Here is a 14517-nt window from a genome sequence, read left to right on the forward strand (position 1 = left end):
ATCCTGGGGTGCCCCATGGAACCTGGGTCACCACGGCTGCGTTGATACGTTTGGGCAGCCAGCCCCGCCCGCCCCACCAGCAGGAGCCACAATCCCGTGACCACGCTCGCGCTCGGCCCCGAGTGGATCAGTCCCGATTATCTGATCCAGACCTTCAGCCTGCCCGGCATCCTGCTGATCGTCTTCGCCGAGTCGGGCCTGTTCGCGTTCCTGCCGGGTGACTCCCTGCTGTTCACGGCGGGTCTGTTCGTGGCGCAGGGGCAGTACATCAGCCAGCCCCTGTGGCTGGTCTGCGCGCTCATCGTGGGTGCCGCCGTCCTCGGCGACCAGGTCGGCTACATGATCGGCAAGTTCTTCGGGCCCAGGCTCTTCAGCCGCCCCAACTCCAAGCTCTTCAAGCAGGAGAACCTCGACAAGGCCCACGAGTTCATGGAGAAGTTCGGCCCCAAGGCCATCGTGCTGGCCCGCTTCGTCCCGATCGTGCGCACCTTCGCCCCTATCGTGGCGGGCGCGGGCCGCATGAAGTACCGCACCTTCCTGACGTACAACGTCATCGGCGGCGTGGCCTGGGGCACGGGCGTCACCCTCGCCGGGTACTGGCTCGGCCAGATCGACGTCATCAAGAAGAACGTCGAGGCGATCCTCGTCCTGATCGTCCTGGTCTCGGTGGTCCCGATCCTCATCGAGTACCTGCGCGAGCGCGGAAAGAAGAAGCGGGCGGCGGCCCAGGGCCCGACGACCCCCGCCCAGCAGCCGTACCAGCCCCAGATGGACGACGCGACGACCCAGCTCCGCCGCATTCCCTCCCACGACCAGCAGCAGCCGCCCCAGCCCCCGCAGCAGCAGCACAACGGCTACGACCAGTACTACGGCCAGCAGCCGCAGCAGCAACAGCCGTACGGCCAGCAGCAGCCGCCGCAGCAGCCGTACGCCCAGCAGTACCCGCAGAACTACGGCAACCAGCAGCAGTACGGCGGGCAGAACCAGCAGGATCCCTACAACCAGGGGTACTGAAAGCCGGGTCAGAACCCCCGCGTCCGCTTCGCGGCCCTCCGCTTCCCCGCGGAGCCGACCCGCAGGAACAGCCGGGAGACCTCCGACCCCAGGTTGACCCCGATCGCGATCGCCATCGCGAGCGCCGCCGCCTTGGACAGCGACACCAGCCCTTCGTCGACGTGGTTCTGAGCGATCGACAGCAACCCGAAGTACGTCGCCGAACCCGGCAGCAGCGGCCCGATCGCCGCGGTCGTGTACGGCAGCGCGGAGGCGAAGCGGAACCGGGACAGCAGCTGCCCGAACAGCCCCACGAGCCCCGCCGCGACGGCCGTGGAGGCGACCGGGGAGAAATCGGCGGTGTAGTGCATCGCGCCGTACACACACCAGGCGACGCCGCCGTTCAGGGTCACCGCAAGGACAGTGGAACGTTCCTGCTGGAGCAGCACGGCGAAGGTCAGGGACAGCAGCATCGACGCGCCCGTCTGCCACAGCGGCCGCGGATCCGTGGACAGCGCCTCGTCGGGGTTCAGGTGCGCCCCCAGCTGCACCCCGACGTAGAGCATCACCAGTACGCCCACGACGATGCCCACGAAGAAGTACATGACCTCCAGCAGACGCGCCGACGCGGTGATGTAGAAGCCGGTCAGCCCGTCCTGGACGCCCGCCACCAGCGCCCGCCCGGGCAGCAGCGCGAACAGCCCACCGGTGATCACCGCGGACGCCTTCACGTCTACGTCGGCCAGGGTCAGCGCGATCCCGATCGCGGCCGGCGGCATCGCGGCCACCGTGAACTGGTAGAACTCCGGCAGCCCGCGCCCCGCGCACAGCCACGCCAGCCGGTCGCCGAGCATCGCGCCCAGCATGGCCGCGACGAACACCACCAGGTCACCGCCGACGAGCACCGAGGCGGCACCCGCAAGGAGCCCGCTCGCCGAGGTGAGCACCCAGGTCGGATACGGGTGCCGGTTGCGCCGGATCTCGGCGAGCCGCCGGTAGGCCTCCTCCAGCGTCATGGCCGCCTCGGGGTCGCTGAGGTCGTCCACGAGCCGGAAGACGGCCGCGAGGCGGGTGTAGTCGGTGCCGCGCCGCCGCACGGTCCTGGACGCCGTCACGGGGTCGTCCACGAGCGAGGGCTGGTACGAGATCGACAGCAGCGTGAAGGTGACGTTCGGCTCGCAGCGGTCCAGGCCGAAGGACCTGCACACGGCGAACATCGCCGCCTCCACGTCCTCGGCGCCCTCACCGCCGGCGAGCAGCAGCTCGCCGATCCTGAGGGTCAGGTCGAGCACGCGCGGCACGGCGGGACCGGACTCGTCCTCCGACTTGGCGGCCGGCTCCGGCGCGGGCCGCTCGGCGACCGGCATCCGCAGCATCGTGCGCATCCGGTCCTGCCAGGGCACGTCCTTGGTGAGGCTGACCACCGGTATGCCGGTCGGCGGGGTGAACGCGGGCGGCGCGTCCTTCGCGCTGTAGGTGCGGGGCGTGCTGAACGCCGACCCCTCCGGCTCCGCGGCCGGCGCCTGCGGGACGTCGAGCCCCTCGGGCAGCGCGAACTCGGAGGTCGTCTCCGGCTCGCCGCCGGCGGTTCTCGGCATCGCGAGCCCGTCGGGAAGGGCGAACTCGGACGTGATCTCGGAGTCGTAGAGACTCCTGGCCTCGTCCGACTGCGGCTTGCGGTACTCCGCCTCCGTCACTCCGTAACGCTCCCTGAACGACACATTCCGTAGGCCTCAGTATGCGCGGGCACGCGAACGGGCCGCACGCGTGCGCGTGCGGCCCGTCCGTGGCGCAGGGCTCAGTGGCCGCCCTGGTCCTTGAAGCGCTTGTAGGACCGCTCGATCTCGGCCTCGGCGTCGACACGGCCGACCCAGTCGGCGCCCTCGACGGACTTGCCGGGCTCCAGGTCCTTGTAGACCTCGAAGAAGTGCTGGATCTCCAGGCGGTCGAACTCGGAGACGTGGTGGATGTCGCGCAGGTGCTCGACACGCGGGTCCGTCGCCGGGACGCACAGCAGCTTGTCGTCGCCGCCGGCCTCGTCCGTCATCCGGAACATGCCGATCGCACGGCACTTGATGAGACAGCCCGGGAACGTCGGCTCGTCAAGAATGACCAGCGCGTCCAGCGGGTCGCCGTCCTCGCCGAGGGTGTTCTCGACGAAGCCGTAGTCGGTCGGGTAGGCGGTCGAGGTGAAGAGTCGACGGTCCAGGCGGATCCGACCGGTCTCGTGGTCCACCTCGTACTTGTTCCGCGAACCCTTCGGGATCTCGATCGTGACGTCGAACTCCACCGGTGGCTCCTCCATGATCAACACATAGTTCTGGTGGTTAAGTGTCCCTCACGCAGGTGTGTGATCGCGAAAGGGGCTGTTGGTCGTGCCTGAACTGAGGCCTTGGCGGACCGCGAGACCGCGTGTGGCGCGGGTCGCGAACGCCGTACGACCGCGTCTGGCACGCGCCGCGGGCGCCGTACGCCCAGGACTGACCCGGGCCGCGGACGCCGTACGGCCGTCTCTCGCACGCACCGCCGCCGTCGTGAAACCGCAGGTCACACGGCTGGCCGGGTTCTCCCGGCCGAAGACCGTCAAGACCTGGCAGTACACCGCGGGTGCCGCCGGCGCCGGTCTGGCGCTGGCCGCCACCGTGGTGACCGCAACCGGTCCCTGGGACTCCTCGGGTCAGCGTACGGCCGAGCGGGACCGGGCGGTCGCACTGGAGCGACCGGGTGGCACAGATCACGAAGGCGACACCGGTACGGCCGCCGCCGGGCCGCGTCCCGCCCCGAGCGCCCCGTCCGTCCTCGTCGGCCTGGGCGCCCAGGGCGTGACCGTGAAGTCCGCGCCGACCGGAAAAGCCCTCGCCGGCGTCCTCGGGCCGCTCCTCGGCAACCCGGCCCTCGGCGCCCGCCACACCGCCGTCGTCGTGGACGTGGCCAGCGGCAGACGGCTCTACGGCGCGGGCGCCGGGACCGCGCTGACGCCCGCCTCCACCACGAAGATCGCCACCGCCGTCGCCGCCCTGTCGGCCCTCGGCGCCGACCACCGCCTCACCACCCGCGCGGCCCTCGAACCCGACACCAAGGAGCTCGTCCTCGTCGGCGGCGGCGACCCCACGCTCACCGCCCGCCCGGACACCGGGGGAGGCTGGGCGAGCCTGCGCGAGCTGGCCGACGAGACCGCCGCCGCCCTCAAGAAGCGGCACATCGGCAAGGTCACGCTCTCCTACGACAAGACCCTCTACGCCGGTCCCGAGATCCACCCGATCGGGGTCAACGACAACCTCGCCCCCGTCAGCGCCCTGATGGCGGACGAGGCCCGCAACGACTCCACGACCAGCGGCCCGGCCCCGCGCGTGACGGACCCGGCGACGGACGCGACCCGTGCGTTCGCCCGGTTCCTCGCGGACCGCGGCGTCCAGACCACGGCCCCCGGCCCCTCCAAGGCCACCGGCCGCGCCGAGACCCTGGCCGAGGTCTCCTCACCGCCCCTGTCCGCCCTCGTCGAACGCATGCTGACCAACAGCGACAACGACATCGCCGAGGCCCTCGCCCGCCAGACCGCCGTGGCCGCGAAGCGGCGCGCCGACTTCGACGGCGGCGGCGAGGCGATCCACGACCGGCTGAAAAAGCTCGGACTCCCGCTCGCCGGCGCCCGGTTCCACGACGGCAGCGGACTCGACCGCGCCGACCGGCTCACCGCGAACCTGCTGACCGCCCTGCTGGTGAAGGCCGGCGACCCCGCCCACCCGGAGCTGCGCCCGGTTCTCACGGGCCTTCCCGTGGCCGGCTTCACCGGCACCCTGACCAGCCGTTACACCGACGGCGCGGCAGGCGTCGTACGGGCCAAGACGGGCACCCTCACCGGGGTCAACACGCTGGCCGGGACGGTCGTCGACCGGGACGGACGGCTGTTCGCCTTCGCGTTCCTGACCTCTGGCACCACCGACCCGGCGACCGCGCAGAGCGCCCTGGACCGCACGGCCACCGCGCTGGCCGCCTGCGGCTGCGGCTGACCGGGCGCCCGGGGCCGGCGCTCGACTCGCGGCCCAACTCGTTGCCGGACCATGCGTCCGACTCGCGCCCCGACTCGTTGCCGGACCAGGCGTCCGACTCGCGGTCCGACTCGCGTCCGGCCCGGTGCCCGATGCGCGGCCCAACTCGCCGCCCGGCCACGCGCCCGGCCCGCAGCCGACGAACCGCCCGACCGGTCGCCCTGCCCGCCTCCCGACCACGTGCCCGGCCCTGCGCCCGTCCTGTCCGCTCGCGCGGCCTGCCCCAAGCGGGAGCGCTCACGTACGGTTGACGCATGACGAGCATCGGTGGTGCCGAGTTGGTCGACTGGAATCTCGCGGTGGCGACCGCGACCCGGCTCGTGCGGCCGGGCCCCGACGTGAGCCGCGACGAGGCCCGGGCCGTCGTCGCGGAACTGCGCCGGCACGCCAAGGCCTCGGAGGAGCACGTCCGCGGCTTCACCCGGATGGCGACCGAGGACGTCCACGACACTCCCGTGCTCGTCGTCGACCGTCCCGGCTGGGTCCGGGCGAACGTCGCCGGGTTCCGGGAGATCCTCAAGCCGCTCCTGGAGAAGATGCAGGAACGCCGCGGCAACAGCCCCGGCGGCGCGGTGCTCGGCGCCGTCGGCGGCAAGGTGACCGGCGTCGAACTCGGCATGCTGCTGTCGTTCCTGTCGTCCCGCGTGCTCGGCCAGTACGAGACCTTCGCCCCGGCCACCCGCGAACTCCCGGCGGGGGAGAACGGCGGCGGCCGGCTCCTCCTCGTCGCCCCGAACATCGTGCACGTCGAACGCGAACTCGACGTCCAGCCCCACGACTTCCGCCTCTGGGTCTGCCTCCACGAGGAGACCCACCGCACCCAGTTCACCGCCGTGCCCTGGCTGCGTGACCACCTGGAGGGCGAGATCCAGTCGTTCCTGGGGGAGACCGAGGTCGACCCCATGACCGTGCTGGAACGCATCCGGGAGGCCGCCCAGACCCTCGCCGGCGGACGCCCGGACGGCGAGGAGGACGAGGACGGCGGCCGCTCCCTCGTGGAGATCGTGCAGACCCCCGCCCAGCGGGAGATCCTCGGCCGGCTCACCGCCGTGATGTCCCTGCTGGAGGGCCACGCCGACTTCGTCATGGACGGCGTCGGCCCCGCCGTCGTGCCGAGCGTCGCCGAGATCCGCGAGAAGTTCCAGCAACGGCGGGCCAAGGGCGCCTCCCGCCTGGACATGGCCCTGCGCAAACTCCTCGGCCTGGACGCCAAGCTCCGCCAGTACCGCGACGGCGAACGCTTCGTCAGCGCCGTCGTCGACCAGGTCGGCATGGACGGCTTCAACCGCGTGTGGACCTCCCCCAACACCCTCCCCACCAAAGCGGAGATCGCCAAACCGGCGGACTGGGTCGCGCGGGTGCACCGCAAAGCCGAGTCGTGAGCCGGGTGTTCACGACGTGAGAGGAATCCGGCCGACGGCAGGCGAACGCCCCTTCAATCACCCGTCCGAGGGACCGTGAGCCATGGGTAGGCGTGCAATGCTCGGGGAACGGCCCGGTTCTGTCACCATCTACACACTCTGAGTGACCGAACCTCGGGCTCACCCCCGAAAACTTCATGAAGGGAACCGGACATGGGTCCCCATCCTGCGGTCGCGGCGATACGCCTGGCGGTCCGCCGCGTCCTCCACGACCTCCTCAACGAACACCAGACCTCCGCCGAGCCCTCGGCGCGGCCCCCGCACCAGCCCTCGCCGCTCGTGCTCGTGGCCTGCTCCGGCGGGGCCGACTCCATGGCCCTCGCCTCCGCCCTCGCCTTCGAGGCCCCCAAACTCGGCATCCGCGCCGGCGGCGTCACCGTCGACCACGGCCTCCAGGCCGGCTCCGACCTGCGCGCCGAGGAAGTCGTCCTGCGCCTGCGCGAACTCGGCCTGGACCCCGTCGAGTCCACCGCCGTCAGCGTCGGCCGCGAAGGCGGGCCCGAAGCGGCCGCCCGCGACGCCCGCTACGCCGCCCTCGACGCCGCCGCCGAACACCACGGCGCCACCGCCGTCCTGCTCGGCCACACCCGCGACGACCAGGCCGAAACCGTCCTGCTCGGCCTCGCCCGCGGCTCCGGCATCCGCTCCCTGTCCGGCATGGCCGCCGTCACCGGAGGCCCGGGCGCCGCCCGCCGCTACCGCCGCCCCTTCCTGGAACTCGACCGGCAGACCGCCCGCAAGGCCTGCATGGTCCAGTCCCTGCCCGTCTGGGACGACCCGCACAACGCCGACCCCGCCTACACCCGCTCCCGGCTGCGCCACGAAGGCCTGCCCGCCCTGGAGAAGGCGCTCGGCAAAGGAGTCGTCGAGGCACTCGCCCGCACCGCCCAGCTCTCCCGCGACGACGCCGACGCCCTCGACACCTGGGCCCGCCAGGCCGAGGCCTCCGTACGCGACGCCGCCGGCCTCCTGGAGTGCGCCAAGCTCTACGCCCTCCCGCCCGCCGTACGCCGCCGCATCCTGCGCCAGGCGGCCATCGAGGCGGGCGCCCCGGCGGGCTCGCTGTTCGCCCGCCACATCGAGGAGATCGACCGGCTGATCACCGGCTGGCGCGGCCAGGGAGCCATCAATCTCCCCGGCAAGGTCGTCGCCCAGCGGCAGGGTGGCAGACTGGTGATTCGGCAAGGCTGAATCCCTGGCTCCCCTCCGGGGGAGAGTGGGCGGCCGGTAGGACGACCGAAAGTGATGCGGGTGGACGCGAAAGACATGGGTGCCGACCTCAAAGAGGTACTCATCACCAAGGAAGAGATCGACGCGAAGCTCGTGGAGCTCGCCGCGAAGATCGATGCTGAGTACGCGGGCAAGGACCTGCTCATCGTCGGCGTCCTCAAGGGCGCGGTGATGGTCATGGCGGACCTCGCCCGGGCGCTGTCCACCCCCGTCACCATGGACTGGATGGCCGTGTCCTCCTACGGCGCGGGCACCCAGTCCTCCGGCGTGGTGCGGATCCTCAAGGACCTCGACACCGACATCAAGGGCCGCCACGTCCTGATCGTCGAGGACATCATCGACTCCGGCCTGACACTGTCCTGGCTGCTGTCCAACCTCGGCTCCCGCGAGCCGGAGTCGCTCAAGGTGTGCACCCTGCTGCGCAAGCCGGACGCCGCCAAGGTCGCCATCGACGTCGAGTGGGTCGGTTTCGACATCCCCAACGAGTTCGTCGTCGGCTACGGTCTCGACTACGCCGAGAAGTACCGCAACCTCCCGTTCGTCGGTACGCTCGCGCCCCACGTCTACGGCGGCTGAGCCAGATGGCCCCAGCTAGCTGAGACGATCGGGAACTATCGGGAACCCCAGCCGGTCTCGCGCCGTTGGAGCATGCAGACGGCTCGTGAAGCCCGCCAGTGCGGCTTCGGCCCACAATGCTGGGGTACCGTCAGAAGAACTGTCTTATCAAACTCACTATGGCAGGAGGGACGGGGCGGCACCGCTCCGTATGGATGGACGTGAAGCGATACTTCCGTGGGCCGGTCATGTGGATCGTGCTGGCCGTCCTTGCCGTGGTCGTGTTGATGCAGGTCGTCGGCTCGTCCGGCGGCTACAAGACGGTGGACACCGGCCAGGTCGTCCAGGCGATCAATGACAACAAGGTCCAGCAGGCCAAACTGACCACCGGCGACGAGCAGACCGTCAAGGTCGAGCTCAAGGACGGCGAAAAGGTCGAGGGCAGCTCGAAGATCCAGGCGAGCTACATCGGCGACCAGGGCCGCGACCTCGCCAATGTGCTGCAGAACAAGTACCAGGACAAGCAGATCCCCGACGGTTACACCGTCTCGCCGACGAAGCAGAACGCCTTCGTCGGGATCCTGCTCTCCCTGCTCCCCTTCGTCCTCATCGTGGTCGTCTTCCTGTTCCTGATGAACCAGATGCAGGGCGGCGGCTCCCGGGTCATGAACTTCGGGAAGTCCAAGGCGAAGCTCATCACCAAGGACACCCCTAAGACGACGTTCTCGGACGTCGCCGGCTCGGACGAGGCCGTCGAGGAGCTCCAGGAGATCAAGGAGTTCCTCCAGGAACCCGCGAAGTTCCAGGCGGTCGGGGCCAAGATCCCCAAGGGCGTACTGCTGTACGGCCCCCCCGGCACCGGCAAGACCCTGCTCGCGCGCGCCGTCGCGGGCGAGGCCGGTGTCCCCTTCTACTCGATCTCCGGTTCCGACTTCGTCGAGATGTTCGTCGGTGTCGGTGCCTCCCGGGTCCGTGACCTGTTCGAGCAGGCCAAGGCGAACGCCCCGGCGATCGTCTTCGTCGACGAGATCGACGCGGTCGGCCGCCACCGCGGCGCCGGCCTCGGCGGCGGTCACGACGAGCGCGAGCAGACGCTGAACCAGCTGCTCGTCGAGATGGACGGCTTCGACGTCAAGGGCGGCGTGATCCTCATCGCCGCGACGAACCGGCCCGACATCCTCGACCCGGCCCTCCTGCGCCCCGGCCGCTTCGACCGCCAGATCGCGGTCGACCGCCCGGACATGCAGGGCCGTCTGGAGATCCTCAAGGTCCACCAGAAGGGCAAGCCGGTCGCCCCGGACGTCGACCTCGCGGCCGTCGCCCGCCGTACGCCGGGCTTCACGGGTGCCGATCTGTCCAACGTGCTGAACGAGGCGGCGCTCCTGACCGCCCGCTCGGACCGCAAGCTGATCGACAACCACATGCTCGACGAGGCCATCGACCGCGTCGTGGCGGGACCGCAGAAGCGGACCCGGATCATGTCGGACAAGGAGAAGAAGATCACCGCGTACCACGAGGGCGGACACGCCCTGGTCGCGGCGGCCTCCCCCAACTCCGACCCGGTCCACAAGATCACGATCCTCTCGCGGGGCCGTGCTCTGGGCTACACGATGGTCCTGCCGGACGAGGACAAGTACTCGACCACGCGCAACGAGATGCTCGACCAGCTCGCCTACATGCTGGGCGGGCGCGCCGCCGAGGAACTGGTCTTCCACGACCCGACCACCGGCGCCGCGAACGACATCGAGAAGGCCACCGCCACGGCCCGCGCGATGGTCACCCAGTACGGCATGACCGAGCGCCTGGGCGCCATCAAGTTCGGCGGCGACAACACCGAGCCGTTCCTCGGACGTGAGATGGCTCACCAGCGCGACTACTCGGAAGAGGTCGCCGCGCTGGTGGACGAAGAGGTCAAGAAGCTCATCGAGAACGCGCACAACGAGGCCTGGGAGATCCTGGTCGAGAACCGCGACGTCCTCGACAACCTGGTGCTTCAGCTCCTCGAGAAGGAGACGCTCGGCAAGGAGGAGATCGCCGAGATCTTCTCCGCCATCGTCAAGCGCCCGGCGCGACCGGCCTGGACCGGTTCCTCCCGGCGCACCCCCTCCACCCGTCCGCCGGTGCTCTCCCCCAAGGAGCTCGCACTGACGAACGGCGCCAACGGCGCGACCCCGGCGATCAGCACCGCCAAGGCCACCGCGTCGGAGCCGGCCACGGAGGCCGTACCCGAGGACCGCCCGGAGAGCTGACGCTCGCCCGGCGGCCCCACGGGCCCGGAATGGATGCCGTGCCCCCCAGGTTTTAGCCTGGGGGGCACGGCTTTTTTCGGCCGTGAGGGACTTCTAGGAACGAGGCACCAGATGACCGACCCCGTGACGCTGGACGGCGAGGGCCCCATCGGCGAGTTCGACGAGAAGCGCGCCGAGAACGCCGTCCGCGAACTCCTGATCGCGGTCGGCGAGAACCCGGACCGCGAGGGCCTCAGGGAGACTCCGGGGCGGGTGGCCCGGGCGTACAAGGAGATCTTCGCGGGACTGTGGCAGGAGCCCGAGGACGTGCTGACCACGACGTTCGACCTGGGGCACGACGAGATGGTGCTCGTGAAGGACATCGAGGTGTACTCGACCTGTGAGCATCATCTGGTCCCGTTCCGGGGGGTGGCTCACGTCGGGTACATCCCGTCCACCTCGGGAAAGATCACCGGGCTGTCGAAGCTGGCCCGTCTGGTGGACGTCTACGCCCGCCGGCCGCAGGTGCAGGAACGACTCACCACACAGATAGCCGACTCGCTGATGGAGATCCTGGAGCCGCGCGGGGTCATCGTCGTCGTGGAGTGCGAGCACATGTGCATGTCGATGCGGGGCATCCGCAAGCCCGGCGCCAAGACGCTCACCTCGGCCGTGCGGGGCCAGCTGCGGGACGCGGCGACGCGCAACGAGGCGATGAGCCTCATCATGGCGCGCTGATCCCTCCGCTGATCCCGTTGCCCGTGCTCGGCGGCGGGCCTCACGCCGCCGACGGAGCCCCCGTGTTGCGGTCGTCGTCCTCGGGGAGCTTGCAGACACGTTCCAGGAACAGGGCGGCCGCTATGACCGCGATGCCGGCGAGGACCGAGAAGCCGGCGTAGATGGCCTGGTCGCGGCGGGCGGGGATGTCGAGGGACTCCAGGAGGAAGACGCCGGTGCCGCCGTACATGCCGGAGACGAGGGCGGCCACCAGGGCGCTGGCCTGGCCGAAGACGACCGCGCGGGCCGCCATCAGGGGGTCGACGCCCTTGGCCTCCGGGGCCCGCTCGCGCTGGGCCTTCAGGCGGGCCCGGATGGACAGGGCCGTGGCCACCAGGACCACGGCGATCAGGGCCAGCACGACGGGCGCGGCCAGCGGGACGCTGGGCAGGGTGCCGACCGAGTTCCACAGGCGGGCGCCCGCCCAGGACAGGACCCCGGCGACGACGAAGACGCCGGCCAGCAGCCTGATGCGCAGCTCTTTCACAGTGTTCCTTCAGCTCCCCCGTCGTCCCACGAAGTGTGGCCGTCTTGACCTTAACGGCTATTCGGGCAGCCGGAGTTCCAGGTCCTTGCGGGCTTCCACGCCGTCCCGGGTGACGGTGCCGAGCAGGGTCGCGACCGGGCCGCGGCCGGGCAGCTGGGCCTCGGGCTCCACGTCGTGCCAGGGGGCGAGGACGAAGGCGCGCTCATGGGCGCGGGGGTGCGGCAGGGTGAGGACCGGGTCGTCGGAGACCACGTCCGCGTAGGCGACGATGTCGACATCGAGGGTGCGCGGGCCCCAGCGCTCGTCGCGGACCCGGTTGAAGGCCTCCTCGACCGCGTGGGCCCGCTCCAGCAGGGAGGCCGGGGGGAGGGTGGTCTTGAGGACGACGACCGCGTTGAAGTACGACGGCTGGCTGTCGGCGGCCACACCCCAGGGCTCGGTCTCGTAGACGGGGGAGACCGACTTCACCCGCACGCCGGGGGTGTCCTCCAGCGCGTCGACGGCGCCCTGGAGGGTCTCCAGGCGGTTGCCGAGGTTGGAACCGAGGGAGATCACGGCGCGCTTGGGGTTGTGCAGGGTGGTGTCGGCGGCGTCCACCTGCTGCACGACCGCTGCGGGCACCGGCTGTACGGTCGGGTCGCTCGGACCCGCGGCGAAGGACGCGGTCATACTCGGCTCCGGGTGATGGTGACGGTCACGTCGTCGAAGGGGACGGTGATCGGTGCGTCGGGTTTGTGGACCCTGACCTCGACCTCCTCTACCCCCTGGTGCTTCAGACAGGCCTGGGCGATGCGCTCGGCGAGGGTCTCGATGAGGTTGACGGGCTCGCCTTCCACGACGGCCACGACCTCCTCCGCCACGATGCCGTAGTGCACGGTCTTCGTCAGGTCGTCGTCGGCGGCGGCCGGGCGGGTGTCCAGTCCGAGGACGAGGTCCACGATGAAGGTCTGGCCCTCCTCGCGCTCCTTGGGGAACACCCCGTGGTGCCCGCGGGCCTTGAGGCCGCGCAGCGCGACACGATCCACGCGAATCACTCCTGCAAGTCGTCGGTACGGCCGGTCCGTGCCGGGTGCGGGCGGCACACCGGCCTCGGACGAATCTACCCGCGGGCACTGACAGCGCCGGGCCGTGCGGGCTCGGGCCGGTACCGGGTTCCAGGGGGTTTCACCGGGTGTTTTCCCCGGCGAACCCGGCGGCTCACGGGTTGGTAGCCGCCCCTACCCAGGGGTTCGTGATTCCAACCACTTCTTGGTCCTGACGGGCTACGAGGGAGTCTCGTCCTCGTCGTCCTCGTCGTTCTCGGCCAGCACCGGGGAGGCGTGGTGGGACCACATCTTCCAGCCGTCGGGGGTGCGGCGGAACACGTTGGTGGCGACGACCAGCTGGCCGACGAGCGGTCCGAGTTCCTCGCCGCCCTCGGGTGCGGGGCCGCCGCTGAGGATGTTCTCGGTGCAGGTCACCAGAGCGGTGTCGCCGGTGACGGAGACGTGCACGTCGGTGAGGAAGAACTGGATGTAGTCGGTGTTCGCCATGATCAGCGCATACGACCTGAGGACCTCGCCGCGGCCGGTCAGCACGGGCCAGCCGGGGTGCACGCACGAGACCACGCCGGTGTCGGCCGGGTCGTGGTACTCCTCGTCGACGCCGAGGTCGGCGGGGGTGAGCCAGAGCGAGGAGACCACTTCGAAGTCGCCGCGTTCCAGTGCCTCGTAGAAGGCCGTGTTGGCGGCCTCCACCTGTTCCACGTCGGTGTGGGGAGCGCTCACCGGGTTCCTTCCGCGCTGGTGTCCGCGGTGCGCGCGCTCTCGGTGCGCGCTCCTTCCACGGCGCGGGCGACCCGTACCGCGTCCGCCGTCGCGCGGACTTCGTGCACGCGCACGGCCCACGCGCCGGCGTGCGCCGCGAGGGCGGAGACCGCCGCCGTGGCGGCGTCGCGTTCGCGGGCGGGGGGCGGGGCGCCCTCGGGGCCGGCGAGGACACGGCCCAGGAAGCGCTTGCGGGAGGCGGCGACGAGGAGGGGGTGGCCGAGGCCGAGGAGGCGGTCGAGGTGGGAGAGCAGGACCAGGTCGTGCTCGGCGTCCTTGGAGAAGCCGAGGCCCGGGTCGACGACGACGCGGTCGGGGGAGATGCCGCCGCTGAGGACGGCGTCCACGCGCGCGTGGAGTTCGTCGACGACCTCGGCGACCACGTCGGCGTAGACGCCCCTGACGTTGCCGCCCTCCAGGAAGCCGCGCCAGTGCATGACGACGAAGGGGGCGCCCGCGGCGGCGACGACCGGGATCATCGCGGGGTCGGCGAGGCCGCCGCTGACGTCGTTGACGAGGGCCGCGCCCGCGCCGAGGGCTTCCTCGGCGACCCGGGCGCGCATGGTGTCCACGGAGACGGTGACGCCTTCGGCGGCGAGGCCGCGGACGACGGGGACGACCCTCCGGAGCTCCTCGGCCTCGTCGACACGGGTGGCGCCGGGGCGGGTGGACTCGCCGCCGACGTCCACGAGGTCGGCGCCCTCGGCGACGAGGGTGAGGCCGTGCTTGACGGCGGCCGTCGTGTCGAACCAGCGGCCGCCGTCGGAGAAGGAGTCGGGGGTGACGTTCACGACCCCCATGACCGCGCAGCGGTCCCATTCCGGAAGGCCGGCGACGCGCCCGCGTCCGCTCTGCTTGCTCATACGTTCAGCCTAGGCCCCGCGTGGGGCGGTGGGAGTGCGTGGCCCGGACGGAGGCCCCCGGGGCGTGAGGAGGGGCGGGGCTTCCGTCCGGGCCGGTCCCGGAGCGCGC

General features: G+C 71.0%; 14 protein-coding genes. 7 read left to right on the top strand and 7 right to left on the bottom strand.

Going from position 1 to position 14517, the window contains the following annotated elements:
* The first annotated feature begins 96 nt into the window (after window positions 1-96).
* The gene (locus H295_RS0140355; RefSeq protein ID WP_020141049.1) at window positions 97-1014 is read left to right on the top strand and encodes a DedA family protein; all 918 of its coding nucleotides are present in this window, start codon (window positions 97-99) and stop codon (window positions 1012-1014) included.
* Window positions 1015-1022: 8 nt separating this feature from the next.
* Here H295_RS0140355 and H295_RS0140360 read toward each other — a convergent pair whose 3' ends face one another.
* Window positions 1023-2690: a threonine/serine ThrE exporter family protein gene (locus H295_RS0140360; protein WP_020141050.1), complete on the bottom strand. Its 1668-nt coding sequence runs from the start codon at window positions 2688-2690 to the stop codon at window positions 1023-1025.
* 101 nt (window positions 2691-2791) lie between these two features.
* A complete protein-coding gene (locus H295_RS0140365) occupies window positions 2792-3283 on the bottom strand; it encodes an inorganic diphosphatase (RefSeq protein ID WP_007383738.1) in 492 nt (163 codons plus the stop codon).
* Between the two features lie 79 nt (window positions 3284-3362).
* Between H295_RS0140365 and dacB the strand changes: the two genes are divergently transcribed.
* The 6 genes from dacB to folE all read left to right on the top strand — a co-directional run bounded on the left by dacB (window position 3363) and on the right by folE (window position 11214).
* Entirely contained in the window at window positions 3363-5003 is a 1641-nt protein-coding gene (dacB, locus tag H295_RS0140370) for a D-alanyl-D-alanine carboxypeptidase/D-alanyl-D-alanine-endopeptidase (RefSeq protein ID WP_199788682.1), read from the top strand.
* 293 nt (window positions 5004-5296) lie between these two features.
* The gene (locus H295_RS0140375; protein WP_020141052.1) at window positions 5297-6424 is read left to right on the top strand and encodes a zinc-dependent metalloprotease; all 1128 of its coding nucleotides are present in this window, start codon (window positions 5297-5299) and stop codon (window positions 6422-6424) included.
* Between the two features lie 192 nt (window positions 6425-6616).
* The gene (gene tilS, locus H295_RS0140380; protein WP_020141053.1) at window positions 6617-7654 is read left to right on the top strand and encodes a tRNA lysidine(34) synthetase TilS; all 1038 of its coding nucleotides are present in this window, start codon (window positions 6617-6619) and stop codon (window positions 7652-7654) included.
* A 54-nt stretch (window positions 7655-7708) separates the two neighbouring features.
* Entirely contained in the window at window positions 7709-8269 is a 561-nt protein-coding gene (gene hpt / locus H295_RS0140385) for a hypoxanthine phosphoribosyltransferase (RefSeq protein ID WP_020122574.1), read from the top strand.
* Window positions 8270-8463: 194 nt separating this feature from the next.
* Window positions 8464-10497 carry an ATP-dependent zinc metalloprotease FtsH gene (ftsH, locus tag H295_RS0140390; protein ID WP_020141054.1) on the top strand — a complete coding sequence of 678 codons (2034 nt, stop codon included), beginning with the start codon at window positions 8464-8466 and terminating at the stop codon, window positions 10495-10497.
* A 111-nt stretch (window positions 10498-10608) separates the two neighbouring features.
* A complete protein-coding gene (gene folE, locus H295_RS0140395) occupies window positions 10609-11214 on the top strand; it encodes a GTP cyclohydrolase I FolE (RefSeq protein WP_020141055.1) in 606 nt (201 codons plus the stop codon).
* Window positions 11215-11254: 40 nt separating this feature from the next.
* On the opposite strand, the gene H295_RS0140400 is transcribed toward folE, so the two are convergent.
* From H295_RS0140400 to folP, 5 genes are all read right to left on the bottom strand, one after another.
* Window positions 11255-11740, bottom strand: coding sequence for a DUF3180 domain-containing protein (locus H295_RS0140400; protein WP_020141056.1), 486 nt, complete (start codon window positions 11738-11740; stop codon window positions 11255-11257).
* A gap of 57 nt (window positions 11741-11797) precedes the next feature.
* A complete protein-coding gene (gene folK / locus H295_RS0140405; protein WP_020141057.1) occupies window positions 11798-12409 on the bottom strand; it encodes a 2-amino-4-hydroxy-6-hydroxymethyldihydropteridine diphosphokinase in 612 nt (203 codons plus the stop codon).
* Window positions 12406-12765, bottom strand: coding sequence for a dihydroneopterin aldolase (gene folB, locus H295_RS0140410; RefSeq protein ID WP_020141058.1), 360 nt, complete (start codon window positions 12763-12765; stop codon window positions 12406-12408). Before folB ends, folK begins: the two co-directional genes overlap by 4 nt.
* A gap of 237 nt (window positions 12766-13002) precedes the next feature.
* Window positions 13003-13506, bottom strand: a complete 504-nt coding sequence (locus H295_RS0140415) for a nuclear transport factor 2 family protein (RefSeq protein ID WP_020141059.1) — start codon at window positions 13504-13506, stop codon at window positions 13003-13005.
* Window positions 13503-14408, bottom strand: coding sequence for a dihydropteroate synthase (gene folP / locus H295_RS0140420; protein ID WP_020141060.1), 906 nt, complete (start codon window positions 14406-14408; stop codon window positions 13503-13505). The genes H295_RS0140415 and folP overlap by 4 nt, the downstream gene beginning before the upstream one ends.
* Between the last annotated feature and the right edge of the window lie 109 nt (window positions 14409-14517).

Source organism: Streptomyces sp. 351MFTsu5.1 (genome assembly GCF_000383655.1).
In the GTDB taxonomy this organism is placed as follows: Bacteria; Actinomycetota; Actinomycetes; order Streptomycetales; family Streptomycetaceae; genus Streptomyces; species Streptomyces griseorubiginosus.

Excerpts from the sequence above, each read along its gene's own strand:
- H295_RS0140375 (WP_020141052.1), top strand. The coding sequence starts at position 5,297 with ATGACGAGCATCGGTGGTGCCGAGTTGGTCGACTGGAATCTCGCGGTG.
- tilS (WP_020141053.1), top strand. The coding sequence starts at position 6,617 with ATGGGTCCCCATCCTGCGGTCGCGGCGATACGCCTGGCGGTCCGCCGC.
- hpt (WP_020122574.1), top strand. The coding sequence starts at position 7,709 with ATGCGGGTGGACGCGAAAGACATGGGTGCCGACCTCAAAGAGGTACTC.
- ftsH (WP_020141054.1), top strand. The coding sequence starts at position 8,464 with ATGGACGTGAAGCGATACTTCCGTGGGCCGGTCATGTGGATCGTGCTG.
- folE (WP_020141055.1), top strand. The coding sequence starts at position 10,609 with ATGACCGACCCCGTGACGCTGGACGGCGAGGGCCCCATCGGCGAGTTC.
- folK (WP_020141057.1), bottom strand. The coding sequence starts at position 12,409 with ATGACCGCGTCCTTCGCCGCGGGTCCGAGCGACCCGACCGTACAGCCG.
- folP (WP_020141060.1), bottom strand. The coding sequence starts at position 14,408 with ATGAGCAAGCAGAGCGGACGCGGGCGCGTCGCCGGCCTTCCGGAATGG.